The 26006-nt window shown below is 61.1% G+C and carries 22 protein-coding genes and 2 tRNA genes; 11 read left to right on the forward strand and 13 right to left on the reverse strand.

What is annotated here, in order from left to right; genetic code table 11:
- Window positions 1-22 precede the first annotated feature (22 nt).
- Window positions 23-1186 carry an alginate lyase family protein gene (locus GGR30_RS06620; RefSeq protein WP_183483797.1) on the forward strand — a complete coding sequence of 388 codons (1164 nt, stop codon included), beginning with the start codon at window positions 23-25 and terminating at the stop codon, window positions 1184-1186.
- Window positions 1187-1201: 15 nt separating this feature from the next.
- Here GGR30_RS06620 and GGR30_RS06625 read toward each other — a convergent pair whose 3' ends face one another.
- A complete protein-coding gene (locus GGR30_RS06625) occupies window positions 1202-1777 on the reverse strand; it encodes a transglycosylase SLT domain-containing protein (protein WP_183484092.1) in 576 nt (191 codons plus the stop codon).
- A 265-nt stretch (window positions 1778-2042) separates the two neighbouring features.
- Between GGR30_RS06625 and GGR30_RS06630 the strand changes: the two genes are divergently transcribed.
- Complete coding sequence (locus GGR30_RS06630) at window positions 2043-2441, forward strand: TIGR02300 family protein (RefSeq protein WP_183483799.1); 399 nt, start codon at window positions 2043-2045, stop codon at window positions 2439-2441.
- A gap of 316 nt (window positions 2442-2757) precedes the next feature.
- Window positions 2758-2833, forward strand: a tRNA-Ala gene (locus tag GGR30_RS06635).
- A gap of 199 nt (window positions 2834-3032) precedes the next feature.
- On the opposite strand, the gene GGR30_RS06640 is transcribed toward GGR30_RS06635, so the two are convergent.
- Entirely contained in the window at window positions 3033-3956 is a 924-nt protein-coding gene (locus GGR30_RS06640) for a LysR family transcriptional regulator (protein ID WP_183483800.1), read from the reverse strand.
- A 157-nt stretch (window positions 3957-4113) separates the two neighbouring features.
- Here GGR30_RS06640 and GGR30_RS06645 point away from each other — a divergent pair, with 157 nt between their 5' ends.
- The 4 genes from GGR30_RS06645 to GGR30_RS06660 are packed head-to-tail and all read left to right on the forward strand — an operon-like array spanning window position 4114 to window position 7925.
- Window positions 4114-4992, forward strand: coding sequence for an SMP-30/gluconolactonase/LRE family protein (locus GGR30_RS06645; RefSeq protein ID WP_183483801.1), 879 nt, complete (start codon window positions 4114-4116; stop codon window positions 4990-4992).
- Window positions 4993-5044: 52 nt separating this feature from the next.
- Window positions 5045-6073, forward strand: a complete 1029-nt coding sequence (locus tag GGR30_RS06650) for a TRAP transporter substrate-binding protein (protein WP_183483802.1) — start codon at window positions 5045-5047, stop codon at window positions 6071-6073.
- Window positions 6074-6129: 56 nt separating this feature from the next.
- Window positions 6130-6663 carry a TRAP transporter small permease gene (locus tag GGR30_RS06655; protein ID WP_183483803.1) on the forward strand — a complete coding sequence of 178 codons (534 nt, stop codon included), beginning with the start codon at window positions 6130-6132 and terminating at the stop codon, window positions 6661-6663.
- Window positions 6660-7925, forward strand: coding sequence for a TRAP transporter large permease (locus GGR30_RS06660; RefSeq protein ID WP_183483804.1), 1266 nt, complete (start codon window positions 6660-6662; stop codon window positions 7923-7925). Before GGR30_RS06655 ends, GGR30_RS06660 begins: the two co-directional genes overlap by 4 nt.
- Before the next feature lie 81 nt (window positions 7926-8006).
- On the opposite strand, the gene GGR30_RS06665 is transcribed toward GGR30_RS06660, so the two are convergent.
- Window positions 8007-9467 (reverse strand): peptide MFS transporter, encoded by a 1461-nt coding sequence (locus GGR30_RS06665; RefSeq protein WP_281378110.1) that lies wholly within the window; start codon window positions 9465-9467, stop codon window positions 8007-8009.
- 348 nt (window positions 9468-9815) lie between these two features.
- Window positions 9816-10880 (reverse strand): porin, encoded by a 1065-nt coding sequence (locus tag GGR30_RS06670; protein WP_183483808.1) that lies wholly within the window; start codon window positions 10878-10880, stop codon window positions 9816-9818.
- Window positions 10881-11442: 562 nt separating this feature from the next.
- Here GGR30_RS06670 and GGR30_RS06675 point away from each other — a divergent pair.
- Window positions 11443-11518: transfer RNA gene (locus tag GGR30_RS06675), tRNA-Ala, on the forward strand.
- Window positions 11519-11548: 30 nt separating this feature from the next.
- On the opposite strand, the gene GGR30_RS06680 is transcribed toward GGR30_RS06675, so the two are convergent.
- From GGR30_RS06680 to GGR30_RS06695, 4 genes are read right to left on the reverse strand one after another with little or no spacing between them, the layout of a single operon-like run.
- Window positions 11549-11977 carry a DUF1178 family protein gene (locus tag GGR30_RS06680; RefSeq protein ID WP_183483810.1) on the reverse strand — a complete coding sequence of 143 codons (429 nt, stop codon included), beginning with the start codon at window positions 11975-11977 and terminating at the stop codon, window positions 11549-11551.
- 17 nt (window positions 11978-11994) lie between these two features.
- On the reverse strand, window positions 11995-12855 hold the full coding sequence (locus GGR30_RS06685; RefSeq protein WP_183483813.1) for a carbon-nitrogen hydrolase family protein: 861 nt from the start codon (window positions 12853-12855) through the stop codon (window positions 11995-11997).
- A gap of 10 nt (window positions 12856-12865) precedes the next feature.
- Window positions 12866-13123, reverse strand: a complete 258-nt coding sequence (grxC, locus tag GGR30_RS06690) for a glutaredoxin 3 (protein WP_138747412.1) — start codon at window positions 13121-13123, stop codon at window positions 12866-12868.
- A 37-nt stretch (window positions 13124-13160) separates the two neighbouring features.
- A complete protein-coding gene (locus GGR30_RS06695) occupies window positions 13161-13946 on the reverse strand; it encodes a ComF family protein (RefSeq protein ID WP_183484095.1) in 786 nt (261 codons plus the stop codon).
- Between the two features lie 80 nt (window positions 13947-14026).
- On the opposite strand from GGR30_RS06695, the gene GGR30_RS06700 reads away from it, so the two are divergent.
- Entirely contained in the window at window positions 14027-14911 is an 885-nt protein-coding gene (locus GGR30_RS06700; protein ID WP_183483814.1) for a methyltransferase domain-containing protein, read from the forward strand.
- Window positions 14912-15032: 121 nt separating this feature from the next.
- Here the strand turns inward: GGR30_RS06700 and mutT are convergent, their stop codons facing one another.
- The 4 genes from mutT to GGR30_RS06720 form a co-directional block, all read right to left on the reverse strand.
- Window positions 15033-15440, reverse strand: a complete 408-nt coding sequence (mutT, locus tag GGR30_RS06705; protein WP_183483816.1) for an 8-oxo-dGTP diphosphatase MutT — start codon at window positions 15438-15440, stop codon at window positions 15033-15035.
- Window positions 15437-16201: a GNAT family N-acetyltransferase gene (locus tag GGR30_RS06710; protein ID WP_425488341.1), complete on the reverse strand. Its 765-nt coding sequence runs from the start codon at window positions 16199-16201 to the stop codon at window positions 15437-15439. Before GGR30_RS06710 ends, mutT begins: the two co-directional genes overlap by 4 nt.
- A 140-nt stretch (window positions 16202-16341) precedes the next feature.
- Window positions 16342-17577 (reverse strand): bifunctional glutamate N-acetyltransferase/amino-acid acetyltransferase ArgJ, encoded by a 1236-nt coding sequence (gene argJ, locus GGR30_RS06715; protein ID WP_183483818.1) that lies wholly within the window; start codon window positions 17575-17577, stop codon window positions 16342-16344.
- 54 nt (window positions 17578-17631) lie between these two features.
- Window positions 17632-18495 (reverse strand): peptidylprolyl isomerase, encoded by an 864-nt coding sequence (locus tag GGR30_RS06720; RefSeq protein WP_183483820.1) that lies wholly within the window; start codon window positions 18493-18495, stop codon window positions 17632-17634.
- A gap of 352 nt (window positions 18496-18847) precedes the next feature.
- Between GGR30_RS06720 and secA the strand changes: the two genes are divergently transcribed.
- A complete protein-coding gene (gene secA / locus GGR30_RS06725; protein WP_183483822.1) occupies window positions 18848-21637 on the forward strand; it encodes a preprotein translocase subunit SecA in 2790 nt (929 codons plus the stop codon).
- Between the two features lie 68 nt (window positions 21638-21705).
- Here secA and GGR30_RS06730 read toward each other — a convergent pair whose 3' ends face one another.
- Window positions 21706-23385, reverse strand: coding sequence for a glycoside hydrolase family 13 protein (locus GGR30_RS06730; RefSeq protein WP_183483824.1), 1680 nt, complete (start codon window positions 23383-23385; stop codon window positions 21706-21708).
- A gap of 397 nt (window positions 23386-23782) precedes the next feature.
- On the opposite strand from GGR30_RS06730, the gene GGR30_RS06735 reads away from it, so the two are divergent.
- Window positions 23783-25990: an anthranilate synthase gene (locus GGR30_RS06735; RefSeq protein ID WP_183483826.1), complete on the forward strand. Its 2208-nt coding sequence runs from the start codon at window positions 23783-23785 to the stop codon at window positions 25988-25990.
- Window positions 25991-26006 lie beyond the last annotated feature (16 nt).

Genomic DNA, 26006 nt, shown 5'->3' on the forward strand with positions numbered 1-26006 from the left:
GGCGAGGACCGAGGGGACCGATTTGACCGAATTCGCAAATGACCAGAAGCAGGCCGAATTCCGGAGGCGGGCCTCGCGCCGACAGAGGTGGCGCACTGGCAGAGTCAGCCGTGCTTTGCTTCTCGCCGGTGCTGCGGTCATCCTCGGCGCTGCTGCCGAACCGCCTGCGCCGGATGCCGATGGCGAGGCCTGTCCGGCCTTTCCGCCTCCGACTGTCACCCTCGATTATGGCAGCCGCTACGAGGAAAGCAGCAGCGACAGATCCGAACTCGATGCGGCAGGCAATGCCGAGGTGGATCAGGCGTTGAAGGATGCCGACGAGTTCATCAGACTTCTGGATGGGCTTGCCAATGATGTGCTTGTCAATCCAGTGCTTGCCAGGACGCGAGCGGACTGCGTCATCTCCGGCATCGCGGACTGGGCCAATGCCGGCGCATTCAGCGCGCTTGAGACCGAAAACGCCAGGATGACCTATGCCTCGCGCGTTGGCGGCATCGCCAGCGCCTATCGGCAGGTGCGCGACAAGACCGAAAATCTTTCGGAAGAAAAGACAGCGATCGAGGCATGGCTCCGGAAAAACGCCGACTTCCTGACCGATTACTGGAGCAATGACGCGCCGCCCAAGGCGAAGATGGGCAATCTCAGGTTATGGGCGGCCTATGCCGTGACGGAAGTTGCCCTGATCGTGCGGGAGCCCGAATATATCAACTGGGCGCTCGACAGCCACAGGACCATTCTGGCGACCGAGGATGAGAACGGCAGCCTTCCTTATGAGATGCGTCGCGGCGCCTATGCGCTGCACTACCAGCTCCATGCGCTTGCGCCGCTGGTCGCCTCCGCCGCGCTGATCTGTCACAATGACTACGCCTATTCGAAAGAGGAGCAGGCGGCGATCGAAAATGCCGTCACCTTCGCGCTCGACGGTATTGCCGATCCGAACGAGGTCGCGCTGATCGCCGGCAAGCCGCAGACCGTCAAGCAGGGACTGAACGATCAGGAACCTTTCTCCATCGCGTTTCTGGAAGCCTATCTCAGCCTGGTGACCGACGCCACGCTCGATCGCAAGCTGGCGCCGCTCAGGCCCCTGTCCAATTCCAAGCTGGGCGGAGATCTGACCCTCATCTTCCGAAACAATCCGGCCATGCAGCCTGGTTGTTTCACGCCGAAGGTTCCGAAAGACGGTTGACCGAACGACCGGGGATTATCGGCAGCGCTGCAGCTGCGCCTCATAGATCTGCGTCATCTTCTGCGCGCGCGCGGCCGCGCTTTTGGCCACTGGCCGGCTCTTCCACACGCCGCGATCATACCCGGCATGGCCGGAGTGATAGGCGAGGTAGAGGTTGTAGGGATCGTTGAGCGCGATGCCGTTCCGGATGTGGCTCTGGCTGTGATACCAGGCGATGAAATAGATCGCGTCGCCGAAATCGGTGCGGGAGACGCCGCGCTGGCCGGTGCGGGTCTTGTATTCGGCCCAGGTGCCGTCAAGCGCCTGCGAGTAGCCGAGCGCGCTGGAGGCGCGCGGGCCGGGAATGAAGCCGAGGATCTTCTTGCGCGGCGGACGGGCATGGCTGTCGAAGGAAGACTCGACATAGATCGTCGCCATCAGAACGGAAACGGGAACGCCGTAATCGCGCGATGCCCTTTCGGCATCCCGGCGCCAGTTCTCGAAAATCCCGTTCTTCTGGGCGAAAATCGCGCAGCTGTTGCCGACATTGCTGACGGTCGTTGAGCAACCCGTCAGAACGGCCAGGCAGAACACTGCAAAGACAATCTTCAAGCGCGAAATAGACATGGGGCATGATCTACGCCGAGGACCTTAAGGAAAGGTTTTTAAGAATGGTTAATGCCCGCGTTGTTTTTCGCTGCTGCGGCCTGAAGGACCGGCAGGCCGGCCTTTCTCGGCAATGGCGATTTCCTTCAACTTAATCTTTGACAGACGGGCGGCATGACGATAAGGGGACCGCCTGAAGAAGAAGCGCAATGATGAGCGCTTTTGGATCGGCGAAAGCCAGCCTTCAACCGCAACATGAGAGGGTTTGAACGTGGCGAAAGCGGAACTTGGCACAAAAAGAACATGCCCGGACACGGGCAAGAAATTCTACGACCTCAACAAGGATCCGGTGGTTTCGCCCTATTCGGGCAATTCCTGGCCGCTGAGCTATTTTGAGGATGAGGCTTCCATCGCTGTCGTCGAGAGCGAGGAAGAGGAAAACGAGGTTGCGGAAGTCGACGCCGAAAACGGCGACGGCGAAATGGGCACGATCGCGGCATCCGACGATGACAGCCCGTCTGACAACATTCCCAATGTCGACGGCGACGATGACAATGACGATGATGTGGATGTCGATGACGACGACGACACCTTCCTCGAAACCGATGATGACGACGATGACGATGTGTCGGACATTATCGGCGTTTCCGACGACGACGACGAGAACTGATCCTTCCGGTTGAGGGCTGAGGAACGAACCGACATTGCGAGCCGCCGGATCCATGATCCGGCGGCTTTTTCATGTTTGCCAACGGAGGCTCGCATTGCGTTCGAGGCGTGGCGCCTGTTGAAAAATCTTCTGTTTTCGCTCCTCCTGCGCCATGCGGACGGCGCCTGAAGGGCTTTCCGGTCGTTTGCGGGAGACGGCGCAGACTTTTTTGCAGGCAATGTTTTTTTATGGCTTGCATCCAGCGAAAATCGACAGTAAGAAGCCGCCACCCGACGCGAAAAGCGTCGCTTCGAACCGCCCCGGCGGTCTGGAGATTGGGGCTATAGCTCAGCTGGGAGAGCGCCTGCATGGCATGCAGGAGGTCAGCGGTTCGATCCCGCTTAGCTCCACCAAATCTTCTTTTGTTGTAACATTTCTTATGGATTGACCTTTTTTGCGCAGGCTTTGACCTTTTCGGTCACTTGGCTTGAACTCTTGCTCGTCCAGAATCGCGATGCAGGTTTGTGGCCCGGCAGCCGGCAAAAGCATCCCTCCCGGCGCGGTGTTTGAGCGGTTCTTCGTGGCGGTGGGACGCAAGAACAGCGGTGGATCCTATTTGAGGAAAAGCGCGCTGGCGGTCGGTGTCTCGAAAAAACGGCGACAGGCGGCGGCAAAGGCTTCGGCCCTGCGGCTGATGCGCCCGCCCCGGCGCGTGACGAGCACGATGGCCGGACTTTTCGAGGCACAGTCGAGCGGCCGGCAGGCAACGCGCATACCGCTATAGGTATTGTCGTCGGGCGGGCGGACATTGAGGATGGCCGCGCCGAGACCCGCGGCGGCGGCACTGCGAACCATCTCGAACGATTCCAGCCGTTGAATTCGGCCGGGCGTCACGCCCTCTCTGTCGAACAGCGACATCACGTAGCGGCGCGAATGGGGAAGGTTCAGTAGCAGCAATGGGTGCCCGGCGAGATCCTTAAGGCTGATCCGTGGCTTATCCGCGAGCGGGTGGCTCTGCGACAGAACGACATGAGGCGGAGCTTGCGCAAGCATTTCCTGATCGAGTTCGTCCGACAGACCTGCATCGTAGGTCAGCAGGATGTCGACTGCCCCGTCGCGCAGGCTGCGCTGGATCGACAGGATATCGCCTTCGGTCAGATGGACAATCATGTCGGGATGACGGATCGAAAGATCACGGATGACGCCGGGGGCGATGTTGGGTGAGATCGAGGTAAAGGCGCCAACGCGAAGATCACCCGTCAGGGCGGTGTCGCGGCCTTGCAGGTCTTCGGCGAAACTGCGGGTTTCATCCAGGAGCCGGATGGTGCGGGCGATAGCGCGCGCTCCCATTGCCGTGGTGACCAATCCCTTGGATCGCTGCCGAACGAAAAGCTGTACCGCAAATTCCTGCTCGAACTTCTCGATTGCTGCGAGAATCGAGGACGTCGAAATCCCCATGTCCTCCGCGGCGCCGGCAATCGATCCCAATTGCGAGGCAGCGACCACATATTCGAGCTGGCGGAGTGAAATCTTCATTTTTTAAAGTTTACTCTCTCATAAAATATGTTTTTCATATTTTTTAGCGGCTGCTAGCGTTCCGATCAATAGGGAGAGAGGGACCATGTCAGCGGAAATTCCAACCGGGGCGAGGGATGGCGCGCGCATTGCGCAGCCAGCCGAGCCGCAGGTTTCAGTGATTGATTCAAATTCTGCGCGCCTTGGCGAGTGTCCGCTCTGGGATCCCGAGGGCGAGCGTCTCTACTACATCGACAGCCTTGAGCGTAAGATCGTGGAACTGCGCCAGGACGGTTCGGACCGTCTGGTCTGGACCCTTCCTGTTGTCGTCGGTTCCATTGGTCTTGCCGGCCAGCATCGGTTCATCGCCGGCCTGGAGAATGGTTTTGCCTTCGTTGACATTTCCGGTGATGAGGCGAAGATCGAACCGATCGGAGACCCTGAAGCCGACATGGCCGGAACGAGGCTGAACGATGGCAAGGTCGACCGGTCCGGGCGCTATTGGTGCGGCAGTATGAGCGGTGATCGCTCCATGCCTGTTGGCTCGCTTTATCGTCTTGATCACGACCTTACCTGGTCGCGCGTCGATACCGGCATAACGGTTTCCAACGGCATCGCCTTCAGTCCCGATTCGAGCCGGCTGTATTTTTCCGACAGTCGGATGGACCGTTCCTTTCAGTATGATCTGGATGTAGCGAGCGGCGCCTTGTCGAAGCGCCGATCGTTTGTCGAGACGTCGGCATATGAAGGGCGCATTGACGGGGCCACGGTTGATACCCAGGGCAATTACTGGGGCGCGTTGTTCGAAGGCGGCGCCGTCGGCTGCTTCAGCCCGGAGGGCAGGTTGCTGCGCAAGGTGCCGCTGCCGACCCGATATCCGACCATGTGTTCTTTTGGCGGCAGCGACCTCGATATCCTTTTCGTGACCTCGGCAACTTTCCTGATGTCCAAGGAGGAAATCATTGGGGAAAGCGCGCCCGGCGCGCTATTCGCCATTTCCGGGCTCGGGGCACGTGGCTTCGCCGAACCGTATTTCAAGGTCGGGAAGAAGGAATGACGGCCGCTTGGGAGGGCGGCTGAAATCAACATATGATGAGGAGGAGGAAACAATGATACACAAACTGCGAATTGCGATTTACTCGCTGGCTGCGCTCGCCCTAACGGCGGTCGCCGCCGAAGCGGCGCCGCGCGTTACCATCACCTATGCCCACTGCTGTGCGCCGGAACACACATACGGCGTCTATGCGCATGAACTGGCAGACCGCGTTGCGGAGTTGTCGGGCGGCGAGATCAAGATCGAAGTGCTCGACGGCGGCGTCATGGGCCCGGAACAGGCGATCGCCCAGAAGGTTGCCCTCGGCACGGTGCAGATGGCGGGCATCACGTCCAACAATGTCGCCCAGCTCGCCCCGTCGCTCAATGTTCTCAATCTGCCCTATCTCAACGCCAGCCAGGACGATCTGACCGGCGAACACGGCTTGCTGCGGGCAGGGCCCTATCGTGACGAGCTCAATCGCCGGGTCCTTGCGGAAAGCGGCAGTCTCCGGGTGATTGGCGGATTTACCAATGCGTTTCGCTCGCTTTTGGCCAAGGATGCCTGCATCTCCAACATCGAAGATCTGCAGGGTCTGAAGATTCGCGCGCCGAAAAACCCCGTCATGACCGCAATGTGGGAAAGCTGGGGCGTGTCGACCTACCCCATCGATTGGGGCGAGACCTTCGGCGCGGTGGCCACGGGCGTGATCGACGCTTTCGATAGCCCGACCGACGTTGTGCTCGATCTCGGTTTTCATGAGCATATCAAATTTATCACCGAGGCGACCTATCTGCCCCTGTCGGCCGTTGTCGTTATCAACGAGCCCTTCTTCGAGAGCCTTTCGGAGGAAGATCGAGCGATTATTCTGCAGGCGGCTGACGAGACTGACATCGCCCATGCAGAATATGTGCAGAGCAACAAAGAGCGCGTCCACAAGGCCCTGGTCGAGGATTATGGCGTAACCTTCTGCGAGCTGGAGGACCCGGAAGTGTGGGCTGAGCGTGCGCAGGGCGCCTGGCCGCAGCTTTTCGCTCTGGTTGGCGGCGGCGAGGACTGGGTCGACACGACCGTGAACTATCGCGACACCGGTAAAATCGACTAGCAGGGAAGGTTCTGCGGGCGGCGCCTCACGCTGCTCGCAGATCCGAGGTAAGCTTGATGATCAGGAAGATAACGGCCGCCTTCGGCAGGCTTGAACTCGTGATCTGCAACGTCTCGCTCGTGGCGCTGGTCGCCATTCTCGCGCTGCAGGTTTTCTTTCGCTATGCCTTGCACATGGGCCTGACCTGGAGTGAGGAGGTCTCGCGCTTTGTTTTCATATGGTTCGTCTATATCTCGGCAAGCCTGGCGGCCCAGCGGGGAACGCATATTCGCATCACCCTTTTCATCCGCTGGTTTCCGGGCGGCCCCCGCTACGCGCTTCTCATCGCCGATCTGATCTGGATCGTCTTCAATGCCTTCGTCATCGCTGCAGGCGTGATGCTGATCAGCCGGATGTTGAAATATCCGAGCTATTCGACGGCGCTGTTTCTGCCCATGGCGTGGATCTATGCCGTCATTCCTGTTTCCCACGCACTGATGATCCTTCGCATCATCGAGCGCCAATGGAAGGCCTTCCGCGCCGGGACCTCCGTGATTGCCGGCGAGCAGGAACTCGCCATTGAAACCAAATCCCGGAGCTCCGAACCATGATCTTCGCCCTTCTGTTCCTCGGCGGTCTGATCGTCGGCGTTCCGGTTTTTGTCACTCTGGGCATCCCATCGCTCTACGAATTGCTGACTTCGCCGATCCCGCTTTCCTCAATGGCGCACAGCCTGTTTGACGGTGTCGACAAGTTTGCATTGCTCGCCATCCCGAATTTCGTGCTTGCCGGCGCGATCATGGCCAGAGCCGGTATCACGCGCGACATCATCGACGTGATGCGCGCGGTGGTGGGGCAGGCCTATGGCGGGCTGGCAATGGTCACCATCTTGTCCTGCATGTTCTTCGCGGCGATTTCGGGTTCGGGGCCGGGCACGGTCGCGGCGATCGGCACGCTGCTCATTCCGGCGATGCGCGACGACGGATATCCCAAGGATTTCGCCGCTGCGGTGACATCTTCCGGCGGGACGCTGGGCATTCTGCTGCCGCCGTCAAATCCGATGATCGTTTACGGCGTGCTTGCCTCGGTTTCCATCGGCGATCTTTTCCTGGCGGGCCTTCTTCCCGGCATACTGATGGGGTCGCTGCTGATCTTCACCACCTACATTCTCGCGCGCCGAAACGGCTATCGCGGCACGCCGACCCCTTTTGATCGCCGCCAGTTCTTGGCCTCTCTCTGGCGAGCCAAGTTCTCTCTCGCGACACCATTCGTTGTTCTGGGCGGCATTTATGGCGGCATTTTCACCCCTGTGGAGGCTTCGGTGATTGCCGTTGTCTACGCCCTTGGCGTCGGTATCCTGTCCAAGCGTTCGCTTGGTTTTAAAAACCTGTGGGATGCGCTCAGCGAAGCGAGCATCGTTTGCGGCGGCCTCATCGTCATCATGGGCACGGCGGTGTTTTTCGGCGAGTTCCTGACCCTCAACCTCATTCCGCAGAAGATCGCGGCATCGCTGCTTGATATCACGGACAGCCCCGTTGTGATGCTTCTGTTGATCGCCGCGATCCTGATCGTGCTCGGCACTTTCATGGAGACGCTTTCAACCGTCATCATCCTGACGCCCATCCTTTTGCCCTTGATCAAGCAGCTCGGCATCGATCCGATACATTTTGGCATTCTGCTCGTGGTGACCAGCGAAATCGGTTTTCTGACGCCGCCGCTTGGCGTCAACCTTTTCGTAGCCTGCGGCATTTCCGGGCAATCCATCGAGCAGGTATCGCGCCGGATCATGCCGTTCATCGCCACGATCATAGCCGGCCTTCTGGTGCTGCTGCTCGTTCCGCAGATCAGCCTGTGGCTTCCGTCGCTGAAATAGAGGGCGACTACCGGGAACTGATCCGGTCTTCACAGGATCAGGGCCTGGCTCGAAGGATGCAGCGATATCGGCGCGCAGCCGTCATCCGCTGGCTTGTTCTTCCTCGTCGCGATTATGCATCATCCGCTTCAGGAACGGGGCCAGGATGAGAAGCAGGATGCCGGCGGCGATTGCCAGCAGGCCATAGACGAAGAAGCCGTGCTCATAGATCGACGCTTCCGCCGAGGGTGACGCGCCCTTGGGTACGGCGGCGTAGTCTCCAATGATGCCGGCGACGAAATTGGCGGCTGCGGTCGCGTAGAACCACACGCCCATGGCATAGCCGCCGAGCCTGCGCGGGGCGAGCTTGGTCGTCAGAGCCAGGCCGAGCGGTGACAGGCAAATCTCGCCGATCTCGAAGACGATATAGAACAGCACGATCCACATCAGGCTCGCCTTGACCGTATCCCCGGTCTCCACGATGCCCGCGGACAAGACCCAGAAGGACAGGCCGAGAAAGATCGGACCGAGCGCATATTTCACGAGGTCACTGACGGCATAGCCCTTGCGCGCGAGAAGGATCCAGAGCCGCGCCACGAAGGGCGAGAGGATGATCAGAACAAGCGCCGAAAACGCCGTGCCCTCGCTTGCCGGCACGATCCAGCCAAACACATTGCGGTTGACGTCGCGATCGGTAAACAGCGTGACCGAAATACCCTGCTGCTGGTAGATCGCCCAGAACGGGATCGAAAACAGGATCAGGATCAGCAGGATCAGCATGCGCCGGCGGCTTTCGGGATCCTCCTTGGCCATGATGGCGAAATAGGAGATCACCAGTACAACGCCGACGCCGAACACGAACCAGCCGGCCCATTCAGGCCGCGACAGAAGGATGGTCGAAAGTCCGATCGCCAACAGGATCGCGAGCCCGACAATGGCATTCCAGCGGGCGCTGCCTTCGATCTCCGGCGGCCGATCGCGCTGTTCAAGGACGCGCCGTCCGATGACATAGGTGGCAAGCGACAGCATCTTGCCCAAGCCCGCCAGCGCGAAGGCGAGCGTGTAGCCGAACTGGGTTGCGATAATGCCGGCAAGAAGCGCGCCGGCGAAGGCGCCGATATTGATGCCCATGTAGAAAATGGTGAATCCCGGCGCGCGGCGCGGATCGTCATCGGCATAGAAATGGCCGAGCAGAGCGGAGATGTTCGGCTTGAACAGCCCGTTGCCGACGGCCATCAGGGCGAGCGCCAGGAACATCAGCTTCTCGCCGCCGAAACCGAGTGTCAGATAACCGAAGCCGACAATGATCGCCCCGGTGATGATGGCCCGCCCGAAGCCGAGCACCCGGTCGGCCGCAACGCCGCCGGCGACCGTGGTCAGATAGGCGAAGGAGGTATAGGCGCCGAAGATGAGGAAGGCCCGCGCGTCGTCCATCTTCAGCACGTTCACGAGGTAGAGCGTGAAGATCGAGACCATGGAGTAATAGCCGAACCGTTCCCAGAATTCGGTCATGAACAACACATAGAGGGCGCGGGGTTGCTTGGTATCGGGGGCAGGGGGCATGGCGGTCTCGCTTCACATTGCCTGCGGCCGGGCAAGGCGGGCCGCGCTTCGCGTCAATCCGGCAGGCCGAACGACATTCATTGGCGGCACTCGGCACGAGGCGCTCACCGCGGTGGGCCCTGCCGGAAGCGATCGTTCCACGCCGGAAGCTTTCACGCAGGCGGCAGGCTGGCGCATCGGCCCGCAAATCGGAATCGATTTTCGGAAAGCACGATGCGCAGATTCAAAACATTAGAGCGTCCTTTGTGCCTCCATTCGGACGCAGGGCGCTCTAAAAAAGCATTCCCGGCAGAATGCCGGGAATGACGAAATCAGCAAGGGTAAAATGCGTTTTCCGCGACGAAGGGATCAGAAATCGCGCTCGAGACGAACCCAGCCGAACCAGTTCTGCTGGTTCCAGCTGTCGTCGAGGAAGGCGTAGTTGATATTCGTCCGCAGATGGAAATCGTCGACGATCTCCCAGTCGGCGGTGGCGCCCGCCTCCCAGAACACCTTGTCGTTGCTGGCGACGTTATACTGCGTCTGCGGCGACAGGATGAAGTTCTCGGTGACGTTGAAATAGTAGTTGGCGGCCACCGCATATTTCAGATAGGTGCCGGCGATCGGGCTGTCGTTCCAGTTGGCCGCGGTAAAGTCGGGACCATAGGCGATGAAGCCGCTTTCATAGAGGCCGGCGATTTCGAACGTGCCGGGACCGATGCCGAAGCCGGCCCAGGGGCGCAGCGCATAGGTCTCGTTATAGGTGTCCCAGGCGGCGTCGAACTTGAAATAATTGCTGTCGGAGACGATGTAGCCGAGGCGGGCGGAAAGGCCGAGCTTGGGAACGTTGGTGTTGCCGAGACCGACATTGCCCGGTGTCATCGCGTCAAGCTCGAGGGCGGCCTGAAAATGGTCGGCGCCGTTATAGGCAATGCGGATCGCGTTGTAGCGGCTCACATTGTCGATATTGTCGAGTTCGCCCCAGAGGTCTTCGTTCCAGTAGCCCTTGATATAACCGGCGCGCAGCGCAAGCGCATCGCCGATGTCGATATAGGCCTCGTCGATGGCGAAGTCGTCCCCCGTGCCGTTGGAATAGAAATAGAGCTCGGGCACGAATTTCGACGTCAGCGTGCCGAGTTCGGTATCGGACTTGGCGGTGATCTCCAGATTGGTCTTGACGTAGGGATACCAGTCGCCGTCAGCCGCCGAACCGGTCTGGATGCCGCCGAATTTCGTCTCGAACCGGACATAGCCGCTGATATCAAGGCAGGTCTCTGTGCCCGGAATATAGAAATAGCCGCTGCCGAAGGCGTCACAGACTTCGACGTAATTGGCCGTGACCGGCTCGATCATCACGACCGGGTCGGCTGCCTTGGCGCCTGATGCAGCCGCAAGCAGCGAGGCGGAGCCGATGAGAAAAAATTTGGTCTTCATGGTCAGTACTCTCCAGAGCCCTTGATAATCATCACACGAACGCAGGGACGCCATGACGCACTCGGTTGTTATTGTGTTCAATCGATTATTGGCGATTGCATCGACGACTATACGTTTACCTGTTTGAAACACAATTGCCGCCGTCAGATTCTTGTCATGTTCTGGCCCGATTCCGTTTCGATAGCGCTGAAGTGTTGTCGAACGGCAACTTTTTCGCGCAATCAAGAGGGGCGGAACCGCCTGCGGGCAGTCTTCCGACTTCAAAAGAAGAGACCAGAAAATAAAATGAAAACATATTGTTATGCTAATATCCGGGAGGCGCGACGGTGATTTACTCACGGCGGTTGAATTGGGCAGAGGAGGGTCGGGGAAAGCGCAGGGCGCAACCATGCCGCAACTGCGGTCTGGCGGAAACCAGCTTGTCTTCTCTCTGACGGTCGGGCAGCCGGCCGTGATGCCTGCGGCAATCGGTCGTCGGCCCCGGGACCAATCCGGCAGTGTTTTTCGGTCGCTTGCCGCTTGCCCGCAAGACCGGATTGGAGTATCAGCGATTTCGGTGAAAGGGGCCGTAGCTCAGCTGGGAGAGCGCTGCAATCGCACTGCAGAGGTCGGCGGTTCGATCCCGCTCGGCTCCACCAACCACCTTCGACATTCGCTCCGGTCGTCCCTCAGTTCTTGTCTTCGGGCAGGTCCGGCAGCGGCATGATCTCGATGCCCTCTTCCAGAAGATCGCGCACCTCGTCGGGCTTTGCCGCGCCGATGATGCCGCGTTCCTTCGCCTCGCCGTAGTGGATCTTGCGTGCTTCCTCGGGAAAGCGCTCGCCGACATCCTCGGAACTGGCGCGGATCTCGGCCACGGCCTGCCGCAGTTTCTCGACAGCCTCGCGCTGCGCCTTGTCGACAAGGGCGGCCTTGCGCTCATCCTTGCTGCGCGCGGTCGAGACCTGCGGTGCCATCAACCCCTTGGTGATCTTGGCCGAATTGCACACCGGGCAGGTGAGAAAACCGCTTTCAACCTGACGGTCGAAATCATCGCTGCCGGAAAACCAGCCTTCAAAGGCGTGGCCGTTGTCGCAGGAGAGGGAATAATGGATCACGGGGGTCGGTCTTTCACTCAGGCCTTTTCGGCGCCGGCTTGCGTCGCCTGTCGCTCTTCAAGCGAAAAGGGACGGATATTCTTCAGGTTCGGCACCTTGCCGCGCGCTTCAGCCACCTGGTCGGTGTCGATCTCGGCGGTGATCACCGCCTCGCCGACATCGCCGGCCTCGGCCAGAACACGGCCCCAGGGGTCGATGATGATCGAGTGGCCGAAAGTCTCGCGACCGTCCTCGTGAACGCCCGCCTGGGCGGCGGAGATCATGAAGGCGCCGTTCTCGATCGCGCGGGCGCGCTGCAGCACATGCCAGTGGGCCTCGCCGGTCTGCTTGGTGAAGGCGGCAGGCGCCGTCAGCACCTCGGCGCCGGCAAGCGCATAGGTGCGAAAGAGGTCGGGAAAGCGGACATCGTAGCAGATCGCCATGCCGAGGCGCGCAAAGGGCAGGTTCGCCAGAAGAGCGGTCTCTCCGGGCCGGTAGATCGCGCTTTCGCGCCAGCTTTCGCCATTGTCGAGATCGACGTCGAACATGTGGATCTTGTCGTAGCGCGCGGCGACAGTGCCGTCGGGCGCAAATAGCAGGGCGCGGTTTGCAACCATGTCGTCGCCAACGGCAATCGCCGTCGAGCCGATATGCAGGTGGACACCGTGCCTTTCGGCAAGCGATGACGCCGTGCGGACGATGATATCGTCCTCCTCGCCCTTCAGCACCGCCATCAGCGCCTTGCGGTTCTTCTGCACCGCGCCGGTCATTTCCGGGGTCTGGATATAATCAGCACCCTTTGCGACAGCCTCTGCGACCAGACGCGACAGGGTCTCGGCGTTCTTCTCGGGGTTGATGCCCGAACGCATCTGCAGGGCGGCGGCGGTAAAGCGGGTCATGTGAGGTTCCTCAGCGGGCAAGAAGCGGATCGAGCTGGCCCGCGCGGTCCAGGGCGAGAAGATCGTCGCAGCCGCCGATATGGCGGTCATCGATGAAGATCTGCGGGAAGGTCGAACCGCCATTGGAGCGCTCGATCATCTTCGCCCTGACATCCGGGGTCTCGGTGGCGTTGTATTCGGTGAAGTCGACGCCCTTGTCGGCGAGGAGCTTTTTCGCGCGAGCGCAGAAACCGCAGAATTCCCGTGTGTAGATCTCGACATTCGCCATGATGAACTGAGGTCCTTTCGTTGCAGGTGTCTCGCCCTCATATAGTTTCATCAAGGACCCGTGCAAAGGTCAAAACATTGATCTCGGCTGCGCCCTTGCGCCTCAGCACCCGCGCGACGGCCGAAACGGTGGCGCCCGTCGTATAGACATCATCGATGACGAGGATCGACTTTCCGAAGACCATATCCTCGCTGTCGGGCGCAAGCGCGAAGGCGCCGCGCACATTGTCCTCACGCGCCGTGCGGGTAAGCCCCACCTGCCGGCTGGTGCGTCGCGTGCGCCGCAAAAGGCCTGGCAAAAATGGCTTTCCGGAAAGCCGCGCCAGGTTGCGGGCCAGTTCCGCCGACTGGTTGAAACGGCGCGACATCAGCCGGGTCGCATGCAGCGGCACGGCGATGATGCCGTCGGCGCGCGCGATCATGCCGTCATCGGCGCGCCGCATCCATTCGGCCATCATCACCGCAAGATGCGTGTTGTCGCGATATTTGAGCGCGTGGACGAGATTGCGCACGGTGCCTGTGTAATAGGCGGCGGAGCGCAGCCGGTCGAAATCCGGCGGATTGGCGATTGCCGCCGCGCTCAGGATATCCGGCCCGAGGTCGTGGGAAAACGGCGTTCCGAGAACCGCGCAATAGGGCCGTTCGATGAAGCGGATATCGCTCCAGCATTCGACGCAGAGCGCGCGATGGGTGCCGGTGGTCCTGCCGCAGCCCGCACAGACCGGCGGAAAGAGGAGATTGCCGAACGCCGACAACGCGCCGCGGGCCAAAGTCGCGGAACGTTGCCCTGTCGTCTCGCCTCGCAAGGGTTCGATCTCGTCCATGGCCATGAAGGTAGCGCGTTGACGGATGCTTTGCGACTCCCTAATTGGCGGGCAGGCGTCAGTAGGAAAGGCCGCATGTCATGGAACAGGTTTTCGAAACGGAACGGGTGGAGAAAAACCGGCTGAAGGCCTGGCGCGCGGCCAAACCCGGCGCGGATTTCCTGCTCAATATCGTTGCCGAAGAGATCGCCGACCGGCTGGCCGTCGTGGAGCGAACCTTCGATGTCGCCGCCGAGCTTCACGGAGTGACGGGCGTCGTGGCGAAGGCGGCGCTTGAAACGGGCAAGATCGGCACGATGCGACGGGTGGAGAGCGATGCGGCCTTTGCCGCAGCGGGCGAGGCGGTCGCCGTCGCGCCGCTCGAATGGCCGGGGCTCGAGGAGCAGTCGCTCAATCTGGTGCTTTCCCCGCTTGCCGCCCATCTGACCAATGACACGCCCGGCTATTTCATCCAGGCGCGAAGGGCGCTGAAACCCGACGGGCTGTTCCTGGCGGCCATTGCGGGATCGGGAACGCTTGCCGAACTGCGCGACTGCCTGCTTGCGGCGGAGGCCGAAATCTACGGCGGGGTCAGCCCGCGCGTCATTCCCTTTGCCGATGTGCGCGATGTCGGCGGTCTTCTGCAGCGCGCCGGCTTCGCGCTGCCCGTCGTGGATCAGGAAAACTACACGGTCCGCTACGATACGCTGTTCGACCTGATGGCGGATCTCAGGGCCATGGGCATGGCCAACCCGCTGTCCGACCGGTCGAGAAAACCTGTCAGCCGGGCCTTCTTCCTGCGTGCGGCAGAACTCTACGCCGAGCGCTACAGCGATCCGGATGGGCGCATCCGCGCTACCTTCTCGATCATCTATGTTTCCGGCTGGGCGCCGCATGAAAGCCAGCAGAAACCGCTGAAGCCCGGCTCGGCGAAGGCGCGCCTTGCCGACGCGCTCAACACCGAGGAGTTCAAGCTCAAGCGCTAGCGCATCGGTCCGAAAATCGGAATCGATTTTCGGAAAGCACGATGCGTAGATTCAATAGGTTAGAGCGTCCTTTGTGCGTCCGAATGGACGCACGGCGCTCTAACCGACAGAAGGGGACGGATTACAGCAGATCCTGCAGGATCGGGATCAGTGGTTCGTCGGCGGGCGGCATCGGGTAATCACGAAGGTCGCGGGCGCGCACCCATTTGATCGCCTGGCCTTCCTGGCCCGCAGGAATGCCCTGGTAGCGCCGGCAGATGAAGAGCGGCATCAGCAGATGGAAATGCTCGTAGGTGTGGCTGGCAAAGGTCAGCGGCGCGAGGCAGTCGGGCTTGGTGGTGATGCCCAATTCCTCTTCCATCTCGCGGATCAGGCAGGCTTCCGGCGTCTCGCCGCTCTCCACCTTTCCGCCGGGAAACTCCCAGAGCCCGGCAAGCGCCTTGCCCTCCGGCCGTTGCGCCAGAAGGATGCGTCCGTCCGCGTCGATCAGCGCGCAGGCTGCCACCAGCAGCAGTTTCATCTCGCTCATTCTTCCGCCTTTTCGCGCCAGTAGCGATATCTGTAGGCCTCATGAAAGCCGAGGCCCCGGTAGAGGGAGAGGGCCGGCGTGTTGGTCTCGGTCACCTGCAGCCAGGCGGTGCGCGCGCCGCGGCCCTTGAGCCAGCGCAGCATGCCGGTTGCCAGCTCGCGGCCATGTCCCTTGCGTCGCGCTTCGTGCGCCACGGCGAAGGCCTCGATGCCGGCCATGTCGAAATCATGGACGCAGAGGCCGGCCGCAAAGGGTTCGCCGCCTTCATCTTCCCGGATGAAGAAACCGTGGGCGGGCTTGATCGCGGTGACGACTTCGGCAAGGCCGGCCCGCGTCAGTTCCGCGACCGGATTGACCTTCAGCGCCGCGCCGACGAAGCGGCCGACATCCTGGCTGGGCAGATGCTCGACGCCATCCTCCGGTTCGAAGCGGGAGAGATCGAGCGTCATCACGATGCTCGTGTCAAAAGACTGTGCCGCCTCGGCTGTCAGGAATTCGACGAGCGCCGGCGGCGTCAGCGGCGTTTCGCGCACCAGAAGCGGCCGTCCGAAGGCCTCGTAATGGCGACGCGCCTTCTCGAACCTGATCTCGATATCGGAAATATCCGACTGGTCGAGCACCGACAGGCTGTTGAGACGTTTGGACGGGTGACCCGCTGTCAGCCGAAGCTGCCAGGCGCCGTCATAATGCACGTTCTTTGCCGGCCACGCTCGCAGACCCATGGCTTCCAGCCGACGCACAAGAGGAAGATCCGCACTCACCTTTGTTCCGATCCTGTCGCGACGTTATTGTTTTTGCTCATCTAGTGCGCTTCAGACCGGACTGTAAACACAGCACGCGCGCTTGAGGCGGCCGGTGTTGCGCGAAGGCAACGCGGCCCGCCGCAAGCGGCTGAGCGGTTTTAGCTGCGATAATCGCCGTTGATGGCGACATATTCCTTGGTCAGGTCGCAGGTGTAGATCGTCGCCTGACCCTCGCCGAGGCCGATATCGGCGCGAATGGTGATCTCGTCCTCGCGCATGACGGCGGAGGCGAATTCCTCGGAATAGTCCGGATCGCGCTCGCCGTTGACGGCAACGCGGATATCGCCGAACCAGATGGCAAGGCGGTCGCGGTCGGCCTTCTCGCCGGCCTTGCCGACGGCCATGACCACGCGGCCCCAATTGGCGTCCTCGCCGGCAACGGCGGTCTTGACCAGCGGCGAATTGGCGATCGAGCGGGCGATGACATCGGCGGCGCGATTGCTTTCCGCGCCCGTCACCCGCACCGTCACCATCTTGCGCGCGCCTTCACCGTCGCGGACGATCTGCAGCGCCAGGTCCTGCATCAGCGCATGAAGCGCGGCGCGGAAATCGTCAAGGCGCGGGTCGGAGCCGTCGGTGACCATATCCTGGCCGGGCGCCCTGCCGGTTGCGAAGGCGAGAACGGTATCGGAGGTGGAGGTGTCGCTGTCGACGGTGACGGCATTGAAGCTCGCGCCCACGCCCTCGGAAAGGAGTTGCTGGAGGGCTTCGGCCGAGATCGCCGCATCGGTGGCGATGAAGGAAAGCATGGTGGCCATGTCGGGCGCGATCATGCCGGCGCCCTTGGCTATGCCGTTCAGCGTCACCGAAACGCCGTCGATCTCTGCGCCCCTGGTCGCGACCTTCGGATAGGTATCCGTGGTCATGATCGCCTTTGCCGCCTCAAGCCACAGGTCGGGCTTTGCCTCGCCGGCCATGGTTGAGAGAACGCCTGCGAATTTGGAGGCATCGAGCGGTTCGCCGATGACGCCGGTCGAGGCCAGGAACACGTCGCTTTCGGCGCAATCGGCGGCTTCGGCGGCGGTGCGCGCGGTCAGCGCCGTGGCTTCCGCGCCCTTCTTGCCGGTAAAGGCGTTGGCATTGCCGGAATTGACGACCAGCACGCGGGCCTTGCCGCCGGCAAGATTGGCGCGGCAGAAATCAACGGGAGCGGAAGGGCATTTCGATTTGGTGAAGAGGCCGGCGACGCTTGCCTGATCGTCAAAGATCATCATCATGACGTCCGTCCGCCCCTTGTACTTGATGCCGGCGGCTGCGGTCGCGATGCGCAGGCCGTCGATCGGCGGCATCGGCGGATAGGATTTCGGCGCGAGCGGAGATATGGCGGTCGTCATGGCAGGCCTCTCGAAAGTCCGGCCCGCGGGAAAATCGCGGGCCGGTGGTTTGGATCACTGCATTTTATTGACGGCCTCGTAGGCCTGTTGCAAGTCCTTATCTTCAATGACGATCTTGTCTTCGGTCTTCAGCTTGGAGACCACTTCGTTGTATTTCTCGCTGGCAACGAGCTGGCGAAGCTGCGGCTCGACCTGTTCAAACGGGATCGGCGCCTTTTCGCGCATGTCCTCGACCTCGATCACATGGTAGCCGAACTGGGTCTGGACCGGGGTCTCGGTATATTCGCCGGGCTCGAGCGAGAAGGCGACCTCTTCGAATTCCGGAACCATCTGGCCCTTGGAGAAGTAGCCGAGATCGCCGCCGTTTTCAGCCGACGGGCCGGTTGAATGTTCCTTGGCGAGTTCGGCGAAATCGGCGCCGTTGTCGAGTTCCTTGATGATTTCCTTGGCCTCATCCTCGGTGTCGACCAGGATGTGGCGGGCGTGAACCTCTTCCTGCTTCGGCGCATTGGCGATTTCCTCGTCATAGCGCGCCTTCAGCATTTCCGGCGTGATCTGGGCGTTGATCTTCTCGTCGAAGAAGGTGTTGTAGAGCTCTTCCTGGCGCATCTGGTCCATACGCGTCTTGAAGGCCTCGGTCTTGTCGAGACCTTCCTTCTCCGCGGCATCGGTGATGACCTTCATGTCGATCAGGCTCGAAAGGGCGACCGCGCGAAGCTGCTCCTCGGGCATCTGGCCGAACTGGCCCTTGAACTGGTCGAGCGTGGTCTGCAGTTCCGACTGGGTGATCGGGGCGCCGTCAACGGTGGCGACAACCGTGTCATCCGCTGTCGAAGCGCTGTCCTGGGCGAAGGACGGGACCGCGAAGCTGACAGTTGTTGCCAGGAGTGCAGCGGCTGCCAAATGTCTTTTCTGCATGAGTTCACCTTTTTCTGTTGTGCGGCGAAACCTCCTGTTTCGCCCTTTTGAGCCGGTCGGGCCCGTCGCATGTGGTAGAAACCTTGCCACGCGTCAACGTGCGCGGCCGGAATGCGTTGCATCCTTACCGCGATTTAATGTGCAGCGGTCCGCGAGAAGACCGGCAACACAGGAATGTGGCGATTGTGGCGCGGCCTTTGACGTTGACATCCCCCGACCCCCCTCTTATCTGTCTGCCAAGCCCGCGTCCAGTGAAGCTCCGGACGGTGATATGGACCCCGCTTGTCAGGAATGCGTTTGTACGGCGCCACGTACAGGATAGATATGACAACTTTCAGAAAGAGCTATTGAAATGGTCTCACTCGGTGGCGTAGCCCGCAAATTGTTCGGTTCGGCCAATGAACGCCGTATTCGCTCCTACAGACCCCGCGTGGCTGCAATCAATGCGCTCGAAGAGCAGATGGCGGCGCTTTCGGATGACGACCTGAAGGCAAAGACCGAGGAATTCAAAAAGCAGCTCGCCGAAGGCAAGAGCCTGGACGATCTTCTTGTTGAAGCTTTCGCCGTTGCCCGGGAAGCCTCCAAGCGGGTGCTCGGTCTCAGACCTTTCGATGTCCAGCTGATTGGCGGCATGATCCTGCATGAAAACGCGATCGCCGAGATGAAGACCGGCGAAGGCAAGACGCTGGTCGCCACGCTTCCCGTCTATCTCAACGCGCTTGCCGGCAAGGGCGTCCACGTCGTCACCGTCAACGACTATCTCGCCCGCCGCGACAGCGAGAACATGGGCCGGCTTTATGGCTACCTCGGGCTCACCACCGGCGTCATCCATCACGGTCTCGATGACCAGCAGCGCCGCGCGGCCTACAGCGCCGATATCACCTATGCGACGAACAACGAGCTGGGCTTCGACTATCTGCGCGACAACATGAAGATGCAGCGCGCCGAGATGGTCCAGCGCGGCCACAATTACGCGATTGTGGACGAGGTCGACTCGATCCTGGTTGACGAGGCGCGCACGCCGCTGATCATTTCCGGCCCGCTCGACGACCGTTCCGATCTTTACGTCACCATCGACAAGATCATTCCGATGCTGGAAGAGGGCGATTACGAGATCGACGAAAAGCAGCGCTCGGCCAACTTCTCCGAAGACGGCATGGAGAAGCTGGAAAAGATGCTGACCGAATCGGGTCTGATGAAGGGCGAGTCGCTTTACGACGTCGAGAATGTCGCGATCGTCCATCATCTCAACAACGCGCTGAAGGCGCACAAGATGTTCTCCCGCGACAAGGACTACATCGTGCGCGACGGCGAGGTCGTGATCATCGACGAGTTCACCGGCCGCATGATGCCGGGCCGTCGCTATTCGGAAGGCCAGCATCAGGCGCTCGAAGCCAAGGAAGGCGTCAAGATCCAGCCGGAAAACCAGACGCTCGCCTCGATCACCTTCCAGAACTATTTCCGCATGTACGACAAGCTCGCCGGCATGACCGGCACGGCGGCAACCGAAGCGGAAGAATTCGGCAATATCTACGGTCTCGACGTCGTCGAAGTGCCGACCAACCTGCCGATCGTGCGTCTGGATGAGGACGACGAGGTCTATCTCACCGTCCAGGAAAAATACCAGGCGATCGTCGAGGAGATCAAGGCGGCCAAGGAAAAGGGCCAGCCCGTTCTCGTCGGCACGACCTCGATTGAAAAGTCCGAGATGCTGGCCGCGGCGCTGAAGCGCGACGGCATTACCGAGTTCGAGATCCTGAACGCCCGCTACCACGAAAACGAAGCCTTCATCATCGCCCAGGCCGGCGTGCCCGGCGCTCTGACGATCGCCACCAACATGGCCGGTCGCGGTACCGATATCCAGCTTGGCGGCAATCTGGAAATGCGCATCCAGGCCGAACTCGGCTATCTGGAGCCGGGCACGGATATCGTGACCAACGAGCAGGGCGAGCGCGTCGAGGTCGAACGCAAGTTCACCCCGCCGGGACCCGAGCGCGAGGCCAAGGAACAGGCGATCCGCGAGGATGTCGCCCGCCTCAAGCAGGAGGCGCTGGCCGCCGGCGGTCTTTACGTGATCGCCACCGAGCGCCATGAGAGCCGGCGCATCGACAACCAGTTGCGCGGCCGTTCCGGCCGTCAGGGCGACCCGGGACGCTCGAAGTTCTACCTCTCGCTTCAGGACGACCTGATGCGCATCTTCGGCTCCGACCGCATGGAAAGCATGCTGCAGAAGCTCGGCCTGAAGGAAGGCGAGGCGATCGTCCATCCCTGGATCAACAAGGCGCTCGAGCGCGCGCAGAAGAAGGTCGAAGCCCGCAACTTCGACATCCGCAAGAACTTGCTGAAATATGACGACGTGCTCAACGACCAGCGCAAGGTCGTCTTCGACCAGCGCAAGGAACTGATGGATTCCGAAGACATTTCGGAGATCGTCGAGGACATGCGTCACGAAGTGATCGAGAACGCCGTTCACCGCCGCATTCCCGAGCGCGCCTATGCCGAACAGTGGGATGTCGCGGGCCTGAAGGAAGACTGCCTGCGCATTCTGAGCCTCGACCTTCCGATCGAGGAATGGGCCGCCGAAGACGGGATTGCCGAGCCGGAAATTCTCGAGCGCATCAATGCCGCTGCCGATCAGGCCGAGGAAGTGCGCGCCAAGCAGGCCGAGCAGTTTGGTCCGGACGTGATGAAATATGTCCAGCGTCAGGTGACGATGCAGTCGCTCGACCATCTCTGGCGCGAGCATATCGTCAATCTCGATCATCTGCGCTCGGTCATTGGCTTCCGTGGCTACGCCCAGCGCGATCCGCTGCAGGAATACAAGGCCGAAGCCTTTGAACTGTTCCAGGCCCTGCTCGGCAATATGCGCGAGCTTGCGGTCTCGCAGCTTTCGCGCGTCCAGCTGGTGCGTGAACAGCAGCCGCCCCAGCCGCAGCCCGAAGTCGACCCCGCACAGCTGCGCGCCAGCCACCTTGACCCGGATACGGGAGAAGACGAAATGGCTGGCGAACAGGTTGGGGCCGGTGAAGCGGCAATGCCTGCCGGCGAACTGCCGGAAGAATACCGCAATGTCGGTCGCAACGATCCGTGCCCCTGCGGTTCGGGCCGCAAGTTCAAGCACTGCCACGGCCGGCTTGCCTGACCGACGGTTCAGACTTCGAGCGAAAACGGCGCCTTGCGGGCGCCGTTTTTGCTTTGACCTGCCGCCACCTACGCCGGCACTTTGAGAACCAGCGCCTCCCATGGAAGAAGCGTCAGTTCTTCGCTTGGCAGTGTTTCTTCGCGCCGGTCATCATTGCTGATCAGCACGTTCGAGCCTTCCAACCCGTCATGTTTCCACATCACAGGAACGCGGGAAAAGTTTATCGTAACGATCAGCCGTTCGTCATCAAGCTTCCGCTCGAAGGCGAACACCATCTCGTGGTCGGGCGCCAGATCCTCGTACGTGCCGTAGATGAGGGCAGGGGTGTCGTGGCGCAGCGCGATCAACTTGCGATAGTGATGATAGACCGAGCCCTGGTCCGCCTGCGCCGCCGCAGCGTTGATCTCCGGATAATTCGGATTGACCGCAAGCCAGGGTTTTTCCGCCGTTGTAAAGCCGGCGTTCTTTGACGCATCCCACTGCATCGGCGTGCGGGCGTGGTCGCGGCTCACCTTGTTGAGGTTCTCCAGAAGCTCCGCGGCGCTGACCTTCCCGGTCTCCACATGGTCCTGTCTCAGACCACGCACCTCGATATCGTCGAACTGGTCGAGATCTGTGAAGGGGTAGTTCACCATGCCGATCTCCTCGCCCTGATAGATGAAGGGCGTGCCGCGCATGGTCAGCATCATCGTCGCCAGCGCCTTGGCCGAGATCGCGCGATATTCCGGCGAAGGATCGCCAAAATGGCTGACGGTGCGCGGCTGGTCGTGATTGCCGAGGAAGACGGTGTTCCAGCCGGTCATGCCGACAGCCTTGTCGAGCCGGTCGAAGGTGGCCTTCATGTCGGTGAGCTTGCGCGGCTTCCAGCGCCAGCCGTCGCGATCGAGCATGACCACGGCGAAGTTGAAGATCATGTTGAGCTCGTTGCGGGCCTCATCGACGAAGAGCGGTGTTTGCGCGTCGGAAACGCCGGCAGCCTCGCCCACCGTCATGCAGTCATAATGGGACAGCACTTCGCGGTTCATCTCCTGCAGATATTCATGCAGGCGCGGCCCCGAGGCGTAGACGCGGCCGGGATCCTTCATCTCTTCCTCGGTCAGGTCCGGGAAGGCGAAATTCTTCGAGATGAACGGGATCACGTCCATGCGGAAACCCGAGACGCCCTTGTCGAGCCAGAAGCGCATCAGGTCGTAGACTTCCGCGCGGACCTTCTCGTTGTCCCAGTTGAGGTCCGGCTGTTTCTTCGCAAAATAATGCAGATAATAGTCGCCGGTGGCATCGTCCTTCTCCCAGGCCGAGCCGCCGAAATAGGAGACAAAATTGTTGGGAACGCCCTTCGAACCGTCGCGCCAGATGTAATAGTCGCGCTTGGCGCTGTCGCGCGAGGACCGGCTTTCGACAAACCATTCATGCTCATCGCTCGAATGGTTGACCACGAGGTCGATGACCAGCCGCATGCCGCGCTTCTTGATTTCGGCAAGCAGGCGGTCGAAATCGGCCATGGTGCCGAACTCGGCCATCACCTTGCGGTAGTCGCGGATGTCATAGCCATTGTCGGCGTTCGGGCTGTCGAAATGCGGCGACAGCCAGATGACGTCGATGCCAAGTGCGGCCACATGATCGAGCTTTTCGATGATACCGGGAATGTCGCCGATGCCGTCGCCATTGGAATCGGCGAAGGAACGCGGATAGATCTGGTAGGCGACGGCCTCTTTCCACCAGTGCTTGCTTTGCGCGGGCTGCGGCATGTCTGCCTCCCTTGATGCTTGTTTTTCTATGCGTTTCTTGTCCCGAATTATGTCCGCGCGCGGGCGAGGGCAAGCGTCTCCCGGTGAAAAGCGCTTTTCATCCATGGACGTATGAAAGCGTTTGGCGGAAGGCTTTGAGCGCCGTTTTTCTTGCCGCTTGCCAGTCCGGCCAAGCTGGGGTAGAAAAAGCTCATGATGATCACGACGATGAACATTGCAAACTGGTGGTGGGCTCGCTAAAGGCGGCCACGATCACGCATGTCCGGATGATCTGACAAAGCCGCCCTCAAACCGAGGCGGCTTTTTTCGTATTGTCGCCGCCTTTGCGGGGTTCAACGAATGAAATTGCGAAACGCGCGGGACGCCGTTTCGCGACACAAAAGGTGGAGCAGGGACAATGAGCCTTCATGAACGGCCGGATGGCGGGGAAAGCTACGAGACGAAGGGCGGCGTGACGATCACGCGCACCCGCCGTTTCGTGCCCTATGGCGATTCCGTATCGAGCTATATCGACCGGCTGGACGAGCGCCGCGGCGCGGTCTTTTCGTCCAACTACGAATATCCGGGCCGCTACACGCGCTGGGACACGGCCGTCATCGATCCGCCGGCCGCCATTTCCTGCAATGGCCGCACCATGTGGATCGAGGCCTTCAACGGACGCGGCGAAGCGCTGCTTGCGCTCATCCTCCCGGTCGTGGAGGCTCTGGAACCGGTGATGATCACCGGCCGCGCCTCCCGCCGGATCGATCTTCAGGTCGCGGAACCCGACCGTCAGTTCACCGAGGAAGAGCGCTCCAAGGCGCCGACCGTCTTCACCGTGCTGCGCGCCATCGTCGATCTCTTCCATTCCGATGAGGATGCGAGCCTCGGGCTCTACGGCGCCTTCGGCTACGATCTCGCGTTCCAGTTTGACGCCGTGAAGCTGAAGCTGGAGCGCCCGGCCGACCAGCGCGACATGGTGCTGTTCCTGCCCGACGAGGTGCTGATGGTCGACAACCATGCCGCCAAGGCCTGGATCGATCGTTACGACTTTGAGAAGGACGGGATTACGACGGAGGGCAAGGGCGAGGACATCGCGTCCGATCCGTTCCGCCCCTCCAACAGCCTGCCGCCCCGCAGCGACCACCACAAGGGCGAATATGCCGAACTCGTCACCAAGGCGAAGGAAAGCTTCGTGCGCGGCGACCTGTTCGAGGTCGTGCCCGGCCAGCAATTCATGGAGCGCTGCGCCAGCAAGCCCTCGGCAATCTCCAAGCGGCTGAAGGCGACCAACCCGTCGCCCTATTCCTTCTTCATCAATCTCGGCAACCAGGAATATCTGATCGGCGCATCGCCGGAAATGTTCGTGCGCGTCACCGGCCGTCGGATCGAGACGTGCCCGATTTCCGGCACGATCAAGCGCGGCGAGGACCCGATTGCGGACAGCCAGCAGATCCTGAAACTGCTGAACTCGCAGAAGGACGAGTCCGAACTGACCATGTGTTCCGATGTCGACCGCAACGACAAGAGCCGGGTTTGCGAGCCGGGCTCGGTCAAGGTCATCGGCCGCCGCCAGATCGAGATGTATTCGCGCCTCATTCATACGGTGGACCATATCGAGGGCCGTCTGCGCCCCGACATGGACGCCTTCGACGCCTTCCTCAGCCATGCCTGGGCGGTGACGGTGACCGGCGCGCCGAAACTCTGGGCCATGCGCTTCATCGAAAACCACGAGAAGAGCCCGCGCGCCTGGTATGGCGGCGCCATCGGCATGGTCGGTTTCAACGGCGACATGAATACCGGTCTGACGCTGCGCACGATCCGGGTCAAGAACGGCACGGCGGAAGTGCGCGCCGGCGCCACCCTGCTTTACGATTCCGATCCCCATGAGGAAGAAGCGGAGACCGAATTGAAGGCTTCAGCCATGCTTGCCGCGATCCGCGAGGCGGATGCGGAGAAACTTGCGCCCGCCACGCGGCCGGTGTCGAAGATCGGCGCGGGACTGAAGATCCTGCTCGTCGACCACGAGGACAGCTTCGTTCACACACTCGCCAATTACTTCCGCCAGACGGGCGCGGAAGTGGCGACCGTGCGCTCGCCGGTGGCGGACGAGACCTTCGACCGGATCGCGCCGGACCTCGTCGTCCTGTCTCCAGGACCGGGCATGCCGAAGGACTTCGACTGCAAGGGGACGATCAAGAAGGCGCGCAGTCGCAACCTGCCGATCTTCGGCGTCTGCCTCGGCCTGCAGGCGCTGGCGGAAGCCTATGGCGGCACGCTCAGGCAACTTGCCGTGCCCATGCATGGCAAGCCGTCACGTATCCGTATCCTCGAACCGGGACGTCTGTTTGACGGGTTGCCGAAGGAGATCACCGTCGGCCGCTATCACTCGATCTTCGCCGATGCGGTGCAATTGCCGAGCGAATTCGCCATCTCGGCGGAGACCGATGACGGCATCGTCATGGGCATCGAGCATGCGCATGAACCGGTTGCCGCCGTGCAGTTCCATCCCGAATCGATCATGACGCTCGGGGGCGATGCCGGCATGCGGATCATCGAGAATGTGGTGGGCAAGCTGGTCGACCGCTCCGGCGAGGCTTTGGGAGACAAAAAGGCGGCAGGCTGAAGTCTGTCTTGCCATT

Origin of the sequence: Martelella radicis (genome assembly GCF_014196625.1) — a bacterium.
Classification (GTDB): Bacteria; Pseudomonadota; Alphaproteobacteria; order Rhizobiales; family Rhizobiaceae; genus Martelella; species Martelella radicis.